At 66.9% G+C, this 15213-nt stretch carries 13 protein-coding genes; 4 read left to right on the forward strand and 9 right to left on the reverse strand.

All coding sequences use genetic code 11. The features are described from left to right. The first annotated feature begins 362 nt into the window (after positions 1–362). Together DESTE_RS13160 and DESTE_RS13165 are read left to right on the forward strand one after the other, a co-directional pair. Positions 363–947 (forward strand): FlxA-like family protein, encoded by a 585-nt coding sequence (locus DESTE_RS13160; protein ID WP_035068107.1) that lies wholly within the window; start codon positions 363–365, stop codon positions 945–947. A 388-nt stretch (positions 948–1335) separates the two neighbouring features. Continuing rightward, positions 1336–1818, forward strand: a complete 483-nt coding sequence (locus tag DESTE_RS13165) for a hypothetical protein (RefSeq protein WP_035068108.1) — start codon at positions 1336–1338, stop codon at positions 1816–1818. Positions 1819–2183: 365 nt separating this feature from the next. Here the strand turns inward: DESTE_RS13165 and DESTE_RS13170 are convergent, their stop codons facing one another. After that, entirely contained in the window at positions 2184–3578 is a 1395-nt protein-coding gene (locus DESTE_RS13170; RefSeq protein WP_281172057.1) for a LysR family transcriptional regulator, read from the reverse strand. Between the two features lie 86 nt (positions 3579–3664). Between DESTE_RS13170 and DESTE_RS13175 the strand changes: the two genes are divergently transcribed. Next, entirely contained in the window at positions 3665–5152 is a 1488-nt protein-coding gene (locus DESTE_RS13175; protein WP_051384464.1) for an APC family permease, read from the forward strand. A 190-nt stretch (positions 5153–5342) separates the two neighbouring features. Here the strand turns inward: DESTE_RS13175 and cydB are convergent, their stop codons facing one another. The 4 genes from cydB to tsaA form a co-directional block, all read right to left on the reverse strand. Further along, positions 5343–6368 carry a cytochrome d ubiquinol oxidase subunit II gene (cydB, locus tag DESTE_RS13180; protein ID WP_035068109.1) on the reverse strand — a complete coding sequence of 342 codons (1026 nt, stop codon included), beginning with the start codon at positions 6366–6368 and terminating at the stop codon, positions 5343–5345. Positions 6369–6422: 54 nt separating this feature from the next. After that, positions 6423–7724 carry a cytochrome ubiquinol oxidase subunit I gene (locus tag DESTE_RS13185; protein WP_035068110.1) on the reverse strand — a complete coding sequence of 434 codons (1302 nt, stop codon included), beginning with the start codon at positions 7722–7724 and terminating at the stop codon, positions 6423–6425. Positions 7725–8303: 579 nt separating this feature from the next. Then, on the reverse strand, positions 8304–9086 hold the full coding sequence (gene modA / locus DESTE_RS13190) for a molybdate ABC transporter substrate-binding protein (RefSeq protein ID WP_035068111.1): 783 nt from the start codon (positions 9084–9086) through the stop codon (positions 8304–8306). Then, entirely contained in the window at positions 9083–9946 is an 864-nt protein-coding gene (gene tsaA / locus DESTE_RS18635; protein WP_035070381.1) for a tRNA (N6-threonylcarbamoyladenosine(37)-N6)-methyltransferase TrmO, read from the reverse strand. The genes modA and tsaA overlap by 4 nt, the downstream gene beginning before the upstream one ends. A gap of 315 nt (positions 9947–10261) precedes the next feature. On the opposite strand from tsaA, the gene DESTE_RS13200 reads away from it, so the two are divergent. After that, positions 10262–11596 carry a TOBE domain-containing protein gene (locus DESTE_RS13200; protein ID WP_035068112.1) on the forward strand — a complete coding sequence of 445 codons (1335 nt, stop codon included), beginning with the start codon at positions 10262–10264 and terminating at the stop codon, positions 11594–11596. 289 nt (positions 11597–11885) lie between these two features. Here DESTE_RS13200 and DESTE_RS13205 read toward each other — a convergent pair whose 3' ends face one another. The 4 genes from DESTE_RS13205 to rd all read right to left on the reverse strand — a co-directional run bounded on the left by DESTE_RS13205 (position 11886) and on the right by rd (position 15200). Then, complete coding sequence (locus tag DESTE_RS13205) at positions 11886–12659, reverse strand: ATP-binding cassette domain-containing protein (RefSeq protein ID WP_035068113.1); 774 nt, start codon at positions 12657–12659, stop codon at positions 11886–11888. Then, complete coding sequence (gene modB / locus DESTE_RS13210) at positions 12659–13366, reverse strand: molybdate ABC transporter permease subunit (RefSeq protein WP_035068114.1); 708 nt, start codon at positions 13364–13366, stop codon at positions 12659–12661. Before modB ends, DESTE_RS13205 begins: the two co-directional genes overlap by 1 nt. A 203-nt stretch (positions 13367–13569) precedes the next feature. Further along, the gene (locus DESTE_RS13215) at positions 13570–14778 is read right to left on the reverse strand and encodes an FprA family A-type flavoprotein (protein WP_035068115.1); all 1209 of its coding nucleotides are present in this window, start codon (positions 14776–14778) and stop codon (positions 13570–13572) included. 263 nt (positions 14779–15041) lie between these two features. After that, a complete protein-coding gene (gene rd / locus DESTE_RS13220; RefSeq protein WP_007526280.1) occupies positions 15042–15200 on the reverse strand; it encodes a rubredoxin in 159 nt (52 codons plus the stop codon). Positions 15201–15213 lie beyond the last annotated feature (13 nt).

The following is a 15213-nucleotide window of genomic DNA, read 5'->3' on the forward strand; positions in this document are numbered from 1 at the left end:
CCTGCACTGTCCCGCAGCCGCATCTTTCCCGTCTGCACCATGATGCCGCTGGGGCGACAACCCGGTTGGGTATCCTCTTTTCCCGTCACCAACTCGGCCCTTGCCCCTGTCCTCGTCTCGCCCCGGTCCCCCTCCGCTCCGCTTCCGTCCCTGCTTCATCTTCATCACGGCTCTGTCTGGCGTCTGTTTCCGGCGTGTTTCCGGTTCGTCAAGCCGCTTGCACAGGTGGGGCGCCGCTTTGCGTGCGGCTACGCTTCTTGATGCATATTCCATTATCATTACGCGTAGTTATTTAAGCATACCGCGCGCCGCGCCGATAGGAAGGGTGCAACGCAACGCATTTCGCGTTGGAAGGAGGCACCATGATGGATGGCATCGGCACCGCGCAGGGACTGTTGAGCCTTGGCGGCTTCTCGCAGGCAACGGGGACGGCAGGGACGGCGGCCACTGGCTCCACTTCTACCGGCACCACCACATCGGGCACGTCCGGCACGGAAACAACCACCACCAGCAGCGGCGACACCGTGTCCATCTCGGACGAGGCGCGCCGCAAGGCGGCCCTGTTGGGTGGGGCGGGCAGTTCCGGCGGGTCGCAGTCCAGCGCATCAACCCAAGCGACCGATTCCGGCAGTTCGGATGCGGCCCAGTCCCTGCAGGACGATGTTTCACAGTCGGACATCTCCTCGGCGGAATCCATGGTGTCGAACCTGCGCCAGAGCCTCAGCGAAGCAGAGGACGAACTGGCCGAGTTGCAGGATGACACCGACATGGACGAGGAAACCAGGCAGGAACAGGTGCAGCTGATGCAGGCCAAGATTTCCATGCTGGAAAGTCAGGTCTCGCAGGCCCTGACCGAAAAGTCCGAGTTGGAGAAGCAGAAGCAGGAAGCCGAGCAGGGCGGCAACGACGCATCCGCCACGGCGGAGCCGGAAACCGGAGAAGAATAGCGAACCGCGCAGGGGGCTGTCGGCAGTTCGCGGGTCCGGCGCGGGACGCATGAACGAGAGCGATAGCAGGACGTCTGGCGCGGGGCGGTACACACTCTTTCCGTGGCGGGGGCCACGGAGATATTGCGGCAACGGGATCAGGCACACGCGACGGCATACCCGTCAGGGTCACGCAAAAGGATGCGGCCATCGCTTCGGCAGGGGCCGCATCCGTGTTTGTGGCGGCTGGCATGCCCGGCGTGCGGTGGAAAAAAGGGGGCGAGGCAATATTCACGAATCGCAAGCAATGTTGTGGCATGCAATGAAATGTGAGCGGGTGCTGTAAACTCTTCAGGCAAGCTGTCGATAGGTTGACTGAACGTCGCGCAGTTGCGCGAAAGGAGGTCCCATGGTCGAAGCACTGGACGGAACCCAGGTCGGCACTGCCTACAGCACCTTGCAGGTGCAGGCGGGCACGGAACGCACGGGTACGTTGCGCACCGCTTCCACGGAGGATGCGGAAAGCGGCGGCGACACCGTGACCATCTCTGACGAAGGGCGGCAGAAGGCAGCGGGGATGGCCAGCAGCGGCGCGGGCGGCACGCAGTCCACCGACGAATCGGACTCCAGCGACGATCTGGCCTCGCTGAAGGAGCAAATCCAGAACCTGCGCGAACAGATCAAGCAAAAGCAGCAGGAAATGGAGGAAATCCAGCAGGACGCCAACCTGGACGACGAGCAGAAGCAGCAGCAGGTCGCCATGAAGATGTCCGAAATCACCATGCTTCAGAGCCAGCTGACGGAACTGCTGGAACAGAAGAGCAAGCTGGAGACTGCCAGCGGCGATTCCGGGTCATCCGGCGGGGCGGCGGGCGTCAGCATCAACGTGTAGCGGATGCAGGGCATGACGGGGCGCGGGCACGGCGCGTCCTGGGCATGTCGGTGGCGCGAGCACGTCGCCCCCGAATATGACGAGGTGCGAACACGTCGTGCCTCTGGGGATGTGTCTGGGGATCGTGATGTCGCGCGCGGCTGTGGCCGCACGGAATGAACGCGGTTTCCGCCTTGGCGGGGGCCGCGTTCGGCTGTGTGGGGGCTGGGGCGGGAAAGAGGAAGGGGACCGCAGAGCGGGACGGAACGTGCGGTGGGCCGGTATGTGCGCGGCAGACATGCTGGCGCGGGGAACGCGCGCAACTGGAGAAGGGGGAGCCTGGGGGAGCGGGGGCGGGGGAGTTCATTCTACGCCCTGCGGCGCGGCTATTTCCACACGGCGCGGGCGGCCTCCACCAGGGCGCGCAGGGCCGGGTCGTCGCTGCGGTCGGTGCGGTGGGCGATGCACAGGGGCACCGCCAGCGGCTCCGGCCACACGTACACCCCGTGGTCGCGCACCATCTGGGCGGTTTCATCCGCGCGCAGCACGGCCACGCCCTTGCCGGTGGCCACCAGCTGCTTGACGATGGGCTCGTCGATGGCGACCGCCGCCGTGCGCGGGCGCAGGCTGTAGGGGGCCATGCGTGCGGCCACGGTGCGGTGGAAGGGACAGTCGCAGGTGGGCCAGATCCACGGCAGTTGCGACAGGGCATGCCAGGCGTTGGCGTCGTGCACGGGCAGGCGGGGCAGGTCGGACGGGGCGTAGTCGGGCCTTGGCGCGGGCATGCCGCCGTGGCGGGCCAGCAGCGCGGCCAGCAGGCCGGGGCCGGGGGCGTGGGGGGCGCTGTCGATGCCGGGGCCGGAATTACCGTTGGGCGGCATGTCCGGACCTGATGTGCCCAGGGCCGTGGTGTCAGGTCCCGGCATGTGCGCATCCGCGTCTCCGGCGGGTTGGGCCGTGTCTTCGGCGAGTTGCGGCGCGCCATAGCGGCGTACGGCGGCGGACCATTCCGGGCGTTCCGGCGGCGGGTGCGATTCCGTGCGGGCGCGGCCCTTGCGCGCGGCGCGCGCCGTCGTGGCCGCAGCCGCCCCCAGCGAGACGGCGGGAGAGGGTGCGGTAGTCGGGGGCACGGGCAGCGCAGGCACCATGCTGGCGGGAATCACGATGCGGATTTCCACGTCGCGCAGGGGGTGCTCCACGATGTCGGGCGAAAATTCCTGTCCGTAGCGGTAGCCCGCGTCGATGACCGATTCGCGCAGCAATTCCGACGTGGTCATGGTCTGGGTCATGGTGAATTCCAGCGCCACGTCGGGGCAGGCCGCGCCAAGGGCCTCGTGCAGGGCCACCATGCGCAGGAAGGCGGGGTCGGTGTTCAGGCCAAGGGTGATCCGTCCGGTGGGCTGGGCGCGCAGTCGTTCGGCCTTGCGGCGCAGGGCCGTGGCGGCATCCAGTGCCTTTCTTGCCAGGGGCAGCAGATCGGCGCCCGCGTCGGTCAGGTCCATGCCGCGCGCGCGGCGGCGGAACAGGGTTACGCCCAGGGTGTCTTCCAGCGCGCGAATCTGCCCACTGAGGGCCGACTGGCTGAGGTGCAGCTCTGCGGCGGCGCGGGTGAGCGTGCCGGTTTCGGCCACGGTGGCGAAGGCGCGGAGCAGGTGCAGTTCCATGACGGTGCGCAGGGTTGCAGACGAGGGGGAGGGGTCGGTGACGCCGAAAGCCGTGAGGGCGAAAGCGCCATGCGTGCGCCGGAAGGTGGCCTGCCAAACCTGCGGGCGTTCGGCCACGCCGAACGCTGCCTTCGGGAAATACCGTTGGATTTCCGGGCGCTATGGGGCCAAGGATGGCACGGAAACAACAGGAGGGCAACCCCATGCGCAGCGCGCAACTTGGACCGTGGCTTCTGGCGGGGCTTATCGTCGGGCCGGTATTGGGATCGGGCATCATCATCCTGCCGCCGGTGGTGCTGGGCGTGGCCGGGGCGTGGGCATTGCCCGCGTGGCTGGTCATGATTGCGGTTGGGGTGGTGTTCGCGCTGGTGTTCGGCGAACTGTCCGTGCTGTTCCCCGGCGACGGGGGCGTTTCCGTGGCCGTGGGGCACGCCTTTGGTCCGCAGGGGCGGCGGCTGGCCTCGCTGTATCTGGTGGTGGCGGTGCTGTTCGGCCCCGTGGCCGTGCTGCTGACCGGAGTGCGCTACCTGCCGCTGGGCGGGCTGCCGCCGGTGGGCGTGGCCTACGGGCTGCTGCTGGTGTGCGCCGGGCTGCTGCTGCGGCAGGTGGCTTCGCTGGGGCGGGTGGCGCTGGTGCTCTCGTCGGTGTCGGCGGGGTTGCTGTTCGCCGGGGGGGTGGTCACGCTGGGCGATGCGGCGGGCGCGTTGTGGCGCGGCGCTGGCGGAGGCATGGCGGCCAGCGCAATGCCCGGCGGCCCCATGCAGGGCGGCCCAATATCCGGTGGCATATCCGGTGGCATGTCTGGTGGCATGTCGGGGGCGGAATTCCTGTCCGCCTTCGCCCTGCCCGCGCCAGACTGGGCCATGCTGGGGCACGCCCTGCTGCTGCTGTTCTGGATCGTGGTAGGCTGGGAAGTGGTGGGCAACTACAGCGCTGAGGTGCGCAACCCGCGCCGCACCATCCGTAAGGCGGTCATCCGCGCGCTGGCAGCCGTGACGGCGGTGGACCTGGCCGTGGCCGGGGGCATGCAGTGGCTGGCGGTGCGCAATGCGGCACCCGTCAGTGCGGGCGCTGCTGGCGGCCTGACCGTGCCGCCGGACGGTGTGGCAGCATTGCTCACGCCGCTGTTCGGCACGTGGGGCGGGCTGGTGCTGGGGGCGCTGGCGTTGGCCCTGTGCGCCACCACCTATCTGATGTTCGTGGGCGGGGTGGCGCGGCTTGCCGCTTCGCTGGCGCTGGACGGCATCCTGCCGCGCGCGGTGGGGCTGCGTGTTGGCAGCGGCGCGCCCGCCGGGGGCATTGCGTTGCTGTGCGGGGCGCATGCGGTGGTGCTGGCTGCCGTGGGCCGAGGCGTCATCGACGTGACCGGGCTGGTGGCGCTGGCCGACGGCTTTCTGCTGGCCAACGCCCTGTGCGGCGTGCTGACTGGAGTGCGCCTGCTGCACGGCCCGCTGCGCTGGGGGGCCGCCGGGCTGGCGCTGGTGCTGGGCGCGGTGCTGGCGCATGCCGCGTGGTGGGTGCTGGGCGTGGTGGCGGGGCTGGCCGTGTGGATGTATCGCATCCGGATAGGGGGATGCCTGCGCGCGTTGTGTTCCGTGCGGGGGCTGCGTTGCGTGTGCGACTGGCTGCTGCCCGACCCGCGCCGCACGCCGCTGCATGACGCCCGTTCCGTCGAGCGTTCGCTGAAGTAGGCGATGAGCCGGGACGGACGGGGAGCGTACTGTCCGTATCGCATGTTGTCGGGTTTTGCCGCGCAGGCGCGTCAAGAACGAAAAAGGGGAGGCTCATGGGCCTCCCCTTCCTGTTGTCGAGCCTTGCCTTCCTTGCCCTGCCACTGGCTATCCGCCGTGGGCCAACGGACAAAAAGACAATTCAGAGTCCCTAGTAGGCGTGCTCGTCTTCCAGATCCTCGTCCGTGATCTTGTGGGTGAACACCGAATACACCCACGCCTGGTACGCCAGCACGATGGGCACGAAGATCACCACCACGGTGAGCATGATCTTCAGCGTCAGCGGGCTGGAAGCGCCGTTGGCGATGGTGACGCTGAAGGCCGGGTCCATGCTGGACGGCAGCAGCGCCGGGTACATCCCGAACACCCCGAAGAAGGTCACGCACACGATGAACACCGCGTTGCACACCCAGGCCATGCCCACCGAGTTGGAGGCGATGAAGAACCGGGTGGTCAGCAGCGAGGCCACGGCCAGAATGGGGAACACCAGCAGCGGCGGCAGCTTCATGTAGTTGACGTACAGGTTGGTGTACACGGCGGTGGCCGCCAGAAAGGCCAGCGCGGCGCACAGCAGCAGCGGCCAGACGCCGCGAGCCAGGGCCACGGCCCTGTCGTGCAGTTCGCCCGTGGATTTGATGCTCATCCACAGTGCGCCGTGCAGGGCGAACATCAGCACGAAGAACACGCCGCCCAGCAGGCCGTACAGGTTCAGCAGCTTCAGCAGGTTGCCATGGTACACGCCGTCGCCGTCGATGGGGATGCCCATGAACAGGTTGGCGAAGGCCACGCCGAACAGCAGCGCGGGCACGAAGTTGCCCAGAAACTGGAAGGCGTCCCACACCTTGCGCCAGCGGGGGCTGTCGATCTTGTTGCGGAACTCGAAGGACACCGCGCGGAAGATCAGCGCGAAGAGCAGCAGCAGCAGCGGCGCGTACAGCGCGCTGAACATCACCGCGTACGCCTTGGGGAACGCGGCGAAGGTGACGCCGCCCGCGGTGATCAGCCACACCTCGTTGCCGTCCCAGAACGGACCGGCGGCATTGTAGATGGTACGGCGCTCGGCTTCGTTGCGCGCGGCGAAGGGCAGCAGGGTGCCCATGCCGAAGTCGAAGCCGTCAAGGACGAAGTATACGGCCCACAACAGGCCCCACAGGACGAACCAGATTGTCTCCAACATGTTTCCGATCCTCTCGGTTAGCTGTTCATGCGGCTATGCGGCACGTCATGCGGGCTAGGCGGCGGGGCCTTTGCGCGCGTACTTGCGAAGCAGGTAGATGTCGAGCACGCCCAGCAGGGTGTACACGGCGCCGAACGCCAGCAGCGATACGGCCACGGACGAGGCGGGCACCGGCGACACCGCGTCGGTGGTGCGCATCATGCCGTACACGATCCACGGCTGGCGGCCTATTTCGGCCACGGCCCACCCGGCCATGATGGCCAGGTACGGCAGCGGAATGGCCCAGGGCAGCGCCTTCAGCAGCCACTGCTTGTCCTGCAGGCGGTTGCGGAACAGGAAGGCGGCGCCGGCCAGCAGCGGGAACAGCGTGCCAAGGCCCACCATCGCGCGGAAGTTCAGGAAGGTGAGCAGCACGGGCGGTCGGTCTTCCTTGGGGAAGTCCTTCAGGCCCTTCACTTCGGCAGAGGGATCGTTGAAGGCCAGCAGGCTGAGCACGCCGGGAATGCCGAAGACCTGGATGGAATTGCCTTCCGCGCTTTCGTTAGGCACGGCCAGCAGGTACATGGGCGCGGACTTCTGGGTTTCCCAGTGCGATTCCATGGCCGCCAGCTTGGCGGGTTGCAGCTTGGCCACGGTGTTGCCGTGGTTGTGGCCCTGCACCGCCACCAGAATGGCCAGCACCAGGGTGAACCCGGCGGCCAGCTTGAACGAGCGGTTGAAAAAGTCTTCTTCGTTGCGGCGCAGCAGGTGCCAGGCAGAGATGCCCAGCACGAAGAAGCCCGCCAGCATCCACGAGGCGAACAGGTTGTGGAAGAACTGGCCCCATGCGTAGGGGTTGCTGAGCACGGTGAGGAAGTTGTCCAGTTCCGCGCGGTTGTTGCGGATCACGTAGCCCACGGGGTTCTGCATCCAGCCGTTGGCCAGGATGATCCACAGGCCGGACAGGTTGGAGGCAAAGGCCACGGCCCAGATGGCGAACAGGTGCACCTTTTTGGACACCCGCTCCCACCCGAATACCCACACGGCCAGGAAGGTGGATTCCAGGAAGAAGGCCATGGTGGCTTCAATGGCCAGCAGCGAACCGAAAATGTCGCCCACGTATTCCGAGTAGCGGGACCAGTTGGTGCCGAACTGGAATTCCAGGGTGATGCCGGTGACCACACCCAGGGTGAAGTTGATCAGGAACAGCTTGCCCCAGAACTTGGCCATGCGTTTGTAGGTTTCGTTGCCGGTGCGGTAGTAGATGGTCTGCATGACCGCGATGAGCACCGAAAGGCCCAGTGTCAGCGGCACGAAGATGAAATGGAAAAAGACGGCTACCGCGAATTGCAGCCGTGACAGCATGACGACATCCATGCTTTCCCCCTTTGCGGGTCCGGCGGTGTGGCCGCCCGGAAGCCCGGCAAGGTTAAACGGTGAAATTGGTGCGCCGCCCGGTCTGCTTCCGCCGAAGGCCAGGCAACGTGTGTGCATCAAGCGATAATGGTTGCTACTACCACTTTCCCGCCAATATGCAAGCATGGTGGAAGAATTGCTGTAGATGCTGACGGAGGGACTGTGCGTAATCTAGCATGGTTGCGGAGAAACTGTCAGCAAAAAATGTATGGCGGCGGCAAGTTGGCGCTGTGGGCTGGTTTGCGGGGCACGTGAGGCAGTGCGGGATGGCATGGAACCGGTAGGTCGGCCAGTTGGGGCGGACAATGAGGCCGCATGGACCAGACTGGAGGGACCAGATGGGATGGAGCGATCGGGCGGGCGAAACCTGGTGCAGGGGTGAGCAGCCGGGCGCAGGGGTGAGCAGCCGGGCGCAGGGGTGAGCAGCCGGGCGCAACGCATGACGGGCGTCGGCCAGATGGTCGACGCCCGTCCCTGTTGCATGAAGAAACCCGGAAGAAACCGGGCCGCCCGGCCATGCAGGCGGAGCTGCGTATCCGGCTACGGCTTGCCGAAGCCGTACTTGGCGAGCACGGCCGACCCTTCGGGGCCGGTGACGAACTTGATGAACGCGGCGCCGGCGGTCTTGTCCTTGGAGGCGCTCAGGATGGCGATGGGGTAGGTGATGGGGGCGTGGCCCTTGACGGTGGCCACCACCTTCACCTTTTCGCCCGCGATCTTGGCGTCGGTCATGTACACGAAGCCCGCTTCCACTTCACCGCGGGCCACGTAGTCCAGGGCCTGGCGCACGCTTTCGGCCAGCACGGCCTTGCCGGAAATGGCGTCCCACGAACCGGCGGCGGTCAGCGCGGCCTTGGTGTAGCGGCCCACGGGCACGGAATCGGGGTTGCCCACGGCAACGCGGGTGACGTTGGCCTTCTTCAGGTCGTCAACCGACGCGATGGCAAGCTTGGAGTCGGAGGGCACGATGAGCACCAGGCTGTTGGTGGCGAAATCGACGCGGGTGGGCACGTCGATAAGCTTGCTTTCCACGGCCTTGTCCATGGTGACCTGGTCGGCGGAGGCGAACACGTCAACCGGTGCGCCTTCCTGCATCTGCTTCAGCAGCGCGCCGGACGCGGCGAAGTTGGTCTGCACCTTGCTGCCAGCGTGCGTCTTTTCGTACATGCCCTTCAGGTCGGTGAAGGCGTTGGTCAGGCTGGCGGCGGCGGAAACGGTGATCTCACCGGCCTGGGCGGCCAGGGGAGCGCAGACCAGCGCAGCCAGAGCCAGTGCGGCAAGCACGCGGCGGGCGGTGCGGAACGGACGGAAACCGGAAATCATGAGGCGCCTCCTGTTGGGGGTTGCGAGGTTTCTGCGGGGACGAAGCGGTCGTCGGCCCTGCACTGCACGGCGTTGTCCGCCACGGTGGCGAACCAGCCCGTCCTGTCGGCGTCCCAGACGTCGAAGGTGGGGACGTAGGGCTTGATGTCCAGCACCGGGGTGCCGTCCAGCATATCCACGTTTTCCACGTGCAGCCGGTTGCCGGTGATGCCGGTAAGCCGCAGGACGGAAATGCCGATGGGGTTGGGCCTGCGCGGCGAGCGGGTGGCGAACACGCCGTGCTCGTCGTTGTCCAGAAAAGGCTTCACACGCAGGGTGAAGCCCTTGCATTCGTGCAGATGATAGATGACCAGGAGGTGCGAGAAGCCTTCGATGTCGGCAAGGCCCTCGGCGAATTCGGGCAATACCTCGATGCTGCCCGCCACGCCATGCGCCCCCACGGGCTGGATGGGCATGCCGCGCACGTCGGTGAACGGGGTGCGCATGTGGGCCACCGGGGCGTAGGAAATATGCGGAAATCCTGGTCGTTCCGTCTGGCAGGGGGCGGCATGGGCGGTGGCAGGCCCGCGCAGCAGATGCAGCGCCGTGGCCGTGGCCAGCAGGGCCACCCCGGCTTCCGGTTCCGGCCACAGCAGGGGCACTCCCAGTCCGGCCAGCATCAGGGCCAGCGGGCCGCCGCACAGTTCGCGCAATCGCAGGCGCATGGCCGCGCCGCGTCCCGTTGTCAGCCCCAGTTCGCCGTCATGGGCGTTGCCGCGCGGCGCGCATCCGGCCTCGAAGGCCAGCAGCACGGCCAGGGCGGTCAGGGCGGCCAGCAGCACGGGGACAAGCACGGCGGGCAGGGCGGAAGCGAGGAGCATGGGCATCTCGTCAAGGGCGCAGGGAAACCGGGGAAGCAGGTCCGGCGGATGCCAGCACGGCATTCCGGGCGAGGATGAAGGCGACACGGGGGTGCCGGCCCGGTGCGCATTCCGGGCCGGACCTCGTCGGGGCGCCGGCGCGGCAGGCACGTGCGACCGGGGCTCCTTCCATCTTCCGGGTAGCCGCTGCCCGGACAGCGTGCAATACGGTCACCTGGGTTGTTTTTTTCGTGACTGTGTTCCCTTTCCGGCCAAAACCGACCACAACTTCCGGCAGGGTGGCGGCGGCAACGACACTGCGGAGGCAGATCGACCATGCATGCTCCTTTGGCCGGTATCGTCGGCGCACTGGACGAGACACAACTGGAACTGATGCGGGCCTGCATCGAGCGGGAACTGGAGGCGCGGCTTGGCGGCGGCGCATCCGGCGCGCTTCTTGAGCCAGGCCTGGCTGGCGTTCATTCCCCGGACGCGGACGGCCTTGGCGCGGCAACGCTGCACTCCATCGTCACCGCGTTGTCCGGCGTGCCGGGCATGGCCGGGGGCGCTGCCTGCCCGCGTGGCGCGACCCGGAACGGGGACGCCGCGGGCGCCCGGTCCGCGCCGCAGGCGGCGGACGTGCCCTGCCCCGCCCAGAGCTTCGAGGTGCCGGAAGGGGTCAAGCACCTCACGTCCGAACAACTCGATGAACTGACGGGCACCTTTCTCGCCTGGTTCGGCGCGGCGTCCACCCCGGTGCAGCGCCGGTCGCGCGGGCGGCTGTGGGTGGCCTTTCTGATGATGCGCCACGGCGCGCTGCGCCTTGGCGAGGTGCTGGCCCTGGATGATACAGCCGACCTCGACCCGGTGCGCCAGCAGGTCATCGTGCGCGGACACGGCGGGCGCGAAATCCAGTTGCCCGGCCCGGTCATGCGCGAGGTGCAGCGGGTGCTGGACGACCCCATGATGTTCGGCCTGCGCGGGCGCGTCTTTCGCATGGACCAGGGCTACGTGCGCCGCAAGTTCTACGAGCGCGCGGCGGAATGCTCCATCCCCAAGGAATACCTGAACCCGCGCGTCATCCGGCATTCGCGGGCCGTGGAACTTCTGCGCGGCGGCGTGCCGCTGAAGATCGTGCAGGGCATCCTGGGCCATCAGAGCATGAACCAGACGGCCAACTACCTGCGCTTTTCAGACGATGACGTACGGCGTATCGTGCATCATTACCTGAACAAGGAGATCCGGATGAAGACCAGCGCACGCAACGCGTTCACCGGCAGGGTCACCTCCGTCGTCAAGGACGGGCTGCTGGTGGAGGTGGAACTGACCACCAACAGCGGGCTGAAGGTGGTTTCGGTCATTACCGAGGAAAGCGCCCAGAACCTTGGCGTGAGCACCGGCAAGGTGATGACCGCCACGGTGAAGGCGCCGTGGGTGATTCTGGCCCGCGAGGAAAACCGGCTGAAGACCAGCGCCCGCAACCGCTACGCGGGCAAGGTGGCGCGGGTGAACCTTTCCGAGATCGCCGCCGAGGTGGTGGTGGACCTGCCCGAAGGCACCACCGTGTGCGCCCTGCTGACCGTGGAAAGCGTGAAGGCGCTGGACCTTGCGCCGGGCGCGGATATTCTGGTGATGTTCAAGGCGTTCTCGGTGATCCTGAACGTGGAATAGCACGACGACAGACGCCCTGACGTGTGAGCATGACGTGAGGGTATGATGTGCGGGTGGCATGCCGCCCGCCTGCGGAAAGAGCCGCCGTCCCGGAAGGGGCGGCGGCTCTTTCGCGATGGAGGGCCGGACGGCCAGACGGCCAGACGGGCGGACGAATGGGGTCCGAAGGCCCGTGGATGCCGGACGCGCGAGGCAGCGCGCCTGGTGGATACCCGCCCGGCCCCATGTTGACGCGCAGGGCCCGGCGGGAAAGATGGACGGAGCAGCAGGCGGACGGGGTGCTACCCCATCAGCCCATCAGGGCCATGAGCAAACCCAGCGCCGGTTTTCCCTCTGCCCGCAGTTCGCGGAAGTTCAGGCGGTGGCGGATGCGGCCATCTTCGTACAGCACCAGGGTGTCGGCAAAGGCGTCCACATCGTCCGGGTCATGGGTGATGATGATGGCCGGTATGTCGAAGTGCGCGAACAGCCGGGTGAATTCCTTGCGCATGCGCACCCGCAGCAGCGGGTCCAGGGCAGAGAACGGTTCGTCCAGCAAGAGAGCGCGCGGGTTGGTGGCCAGGGCGCGGGCCAGCGCGGTGCGCTGGCGCTGCCCGCCGGAAATGTTGCCCGGCAGGTTGTGCGCCACATGGTCTATCTCGAACAGTTCCAGCAACTCGTTCACGCGCTGCCTGTCGCTTTTGCCGTCGGCCATGGAGGCGTTCCCATTCCCGGCAACGCTGGCCCGGTGCCCGGCACCCAGGCCGAATTCCACGTTCTTGCGCACCGAAAGATGCGGAAACAGGGCGTAGTCCTGAAACACGTAGCCGATGCCCCTGTCGCGCGCGGGAATGTCGATGCCCGCCGCCGTGTCCAGCAGGGTGGCGCCGTTGATGACGATGCGCCCCTCGCGCGGGTGCATCAACCCGGCAATGGCTTGCAGGGTCAGGGTCTTGCCCGAGCCGGAATGGCCGAACAGGACAAGGGTGCGGTCCTCGGTGGCGAAGGACACGTCGATCTTGAAGCCCTTGCCCTTGCCTCCACGGGCCGGGGGCAGGCGGTGGGTGATGGAAACGTCTATCATCACGCCCCCCTGCCGAAGGAAAGGCCGCCGCTGGCCAGTTTGTCCGCCAGGATAAGCACGCCCATGCACAAGAGCGAGGTGGCGATGACCAGCGCCAGCGCCTGTGCGTCGTCCCCGGCCTGAAACGCGGAATAGATGGCCAGCGACAGGGTCTGGGTGCGGCCCGGCAGGTTGCCCGCGATCATCAGCGTGGCGCCGAATTCGCCCATGCCCCGCGCAAAGGCCAGCATGACCCCGGCCAGAATGCCGCGCCACGCAAGCGGCAGCGACACCCGCAGGAACACCTTCCATTCCGAGGCGCCCAGGGTGCGGGCCGCATTTTCCAGGTTGTGGTCCACGGCTTCCAGCGCGGCGCGGGCGGATTTGTAGATGAGCGGAAAGACCACCACCGTGGCCGCCACCACCGCGCCCTCCCACGAGAACATCAGGTTGATGCCGAATTCGGCCAGCCACGGCCCCAGCAGGCCGCGCCGCCCCACCAGCAGGATGAGGTAGTAGCCGATGACCGTGGGCGGCAGCACCAGCGGCAGGGCGCACAGGGCGTCCACCCAGGTGCGGCCCGGAAACGGGCGGCGGGCGACGCACCATGCCGTCAGGATGCCGAGCACCGAGGACACTACCGTGGCGATGCCCGCCACCTTCAACGTGAGCACGATGATGGAGAACTTCAGCGTGTCCGCCGCAAAGAGGGGAGAAAGGAAATCCATGGCCCGACTGTGGCGAAAAGGTGGGGGGGCCGCAACAGAGGCACGAAAACTTTCGCCTTGGTGACCGTGGCACGGGGTACTGACACGAGCCGCCTCGGCGGGTTGCTTTGGCCATCTGTCGATGCGCCGACAAAGAAGGGGAAGGACCGTGTGGCCCTTCCCCGTGCATTTTCCGAATGTGATTCCAACTGCCGGGACAGCCCCTACCCTTCGCACTTGGCGGTCAGCGCGGCGGCCACGGCCTTGCCCAGCTCGAAGCACTTTGCGTAGGTGTCGTGGGTGGGCACGTGCTTCACCTTTACCGGTTCGGCGGGCAGTTCCATGCCCATGGAGTCCAGCCATTCGGTGATGGCCTTCACCGATTCGCCGGACCAGCCGAACGAGCCGAACGCCGCGCCGATGCGGTTCAGCGGGCGCAGCCCCTTCATGTAGGTGAGCATCTTGGCCACTTCGGGCAGGATGCCGTTGTTGTGGGTGGGCGACCCCACGATCACCGCGCCGCAGTCGGCCAGTTCGGTCATCACCGCGCTGTGGTGGTTGGCCTTCAGCCACATGACGCGGGTGGGCACGCCGCCCGCTTCCAGCCCGTCGGCGATGGCGTGGGCCATCTTTTCGGTGGAGTGCCACATGGTGTCGTACACGATGACGGCGCGCTTCTGCGGCTTCTGCTCGGCATAGCGGCGGTAGGTGTCGAAGGCGAACCGCACTTCGTCATGGCCTCGAAAGATCAGCCCGTGGTCGGGGGCCAGCATGTCGATGTCCAGCTTCATCTCGGCGATGGCGTCCAGCGTCTTCAGCACGATGGGCGAGAAGGGCAGTACGATGTTGTGGTAGTACTCCTTCATGGCGTGCAGCAGCGCGGAGCGGTCAATCTCGTCGGCGTAGCGTTCGGTGCTGGCGATGTTCTGGCCAAAGGCATCGTTGCAGATCAGCAGCTTGTCTTCGGGAATGTACGACACCATGCTGTCGGGCCAGTGCAGCATGCGCGTTTCCACAAAGGTTACGGTGCGCTTGCCGAGGCTGATGGAGTCGCCCGTCTTCACCACCTGCACGGGCCAGCCGGTGATGTCGAAGTGGGCTTCCATGGCCTTCAGGCCCATGGGCGAGCAGAAGATCTTTTCGGGCTTGCAGCGGGCCACCATTTCGGCCAGGGCGCCGGCGTGGTCGGGCTCCAGATGGTTGCAGACGATGTAGTCGACCTTTTCGGGCTCCACCACCTGGGACAGGCGGCAGAGCAGGGTGGGCAGGCATTCGTGCTTCACCGTGTCGAACAGGGTGACCTTTTCGTCCATGACCACGTAGGCGTTGTACGTGGTGCCCTGCGGCGACAGGGAGTAGCCGTGGAAGTCGCGGCTGTTGTGGTCGACAACGCCGACCCAGTGGATGTCCTTCTTTATTTCAAGGGCGTGCATGTTCTACCTCGCGGTGCGGGTGCGTGGGTGTGCGCGGGGGGCGCGGCATGCCGGCGAGCATGCGCAAGAGGGCTGACCAAAGGAGTAAGTAAAATCCGTGGGGGGGGCAAGGGGGGCGATGCCTGATGCGCGGTGCGGGCTGGCGGGGGACGGCATCGGCATGCCGCCTCCGGTGCCGGAACCCGGAAGGGCGCGGACGCAAAAGGGAGGCGCACCGCCCTGCGGCGGCGCGGCCTCCCCTGGTGGCCGTGAGCCGAAACGCCCTAGGCGGGTTCGAATTCCGACTTGGGCGCGCCGCAGATGGGGCACACCCAGTCGGCGGGCACGTCTTCAAAGGCGGTGCCGGGCTTCACGCCGTTGTCGGGGTCGCCTTCGGCGGGATCGTACTCGTAGCCGCAAACGGTGCAGACGTACTTCTTCATGATGCGTTCCTCG

Source organism: Nitratidesulfovibrio termitidis HI1, from assembly GCF_000504305.1.
Taxonomy (GTDB): Bacteria; Desulfobacterota; Desulfovibrionia; order Desulfovibrionales; family Desulfovibrionaceae; genus Cupidesulfovibrio; species Cupidesulfovibrio termitidis.

Coding starts and splice junctions, on each gene's coding strand:
- DESTE_RS13160 (WP_035068107.1), top strand. CDS start 363: ATGATGGATGGCATCGGCACCGCGCAGGGACTGTTGAGCCTTGGCGGC.
- DESTE_RS13200 (WP_035068112.1), top strand. CDS start 10,262: ATGCATGCTCCTTTGGCCGGTATCGTCGGCGCACTGGACGAGACACAA.
- modA (WP_035068111.1), bottom strand. CDS start 9,086: ATGATTTCCGGTTTCCGTCCGTTCCGCACCGCCCGCCGCGTGCTTGCC.
- DESTE_RS13215 (WP_035068115.1), bottom strand. CDS start 14,778: ATGCACGCCCTTGAAATAAAGAAGGACATCCACTGGGTCGGCGTTGTC.
- DESTE_RS13205 (WP_035068113.1), bottom strand. CDS start 12,659: ATGATAGACGTTTCCATCACCCACCGCCTGCCCCCGGCCCGTGGAGGC.
- modB (WP_035068114.1), bottom strand. CDS start 13,366: ATGGATTTCCTTTCTCCCCTCTTTGCGGCGGACACGCTGAAGTTCTCC.
- cydB (WP_035068109.1), bottom strand. CDS start 6,368: ATGTTGGAGACAATCTGGTTCGTCCTGTGGGGCCTGTTGTGGGCCGTA.
- DESTE_RS13175 (WP_051384464.1), top strand. CDS start 3,665: ATGCGCAGCGCGCAACTTGGACCGTGGCTTCTGGCGGGGCTTATCGTC.
- tsaA (WP_035070381.1), bottom strand. CDS start 9,946: ATGCTCCTCGCTTCCGCCCTGCCCGCCGTGCTTGTCCCCGTGCTGCTG.
- DESTE_RS13165 (WP_035068108.1), top strand. CDS start 1,336: ATGGTCGAAGCACTGGACGGAACCCAGGTCGGCACTGCCTACAGCACC.
- DESTE_RS13185 (WP_035068110.1), bottom strand. CDS start 7,724: ATGGATGTCGTCATGCTGTCACGGCTGCAATTCGCGGTAGCCGTCTTT.
- rd (WP_007526280.1), bottom strand. CDS start 15,200: ATGAAGAAGTACGTCTGCACCGTTTGCGGCTACGAGTACGATCCCGCC.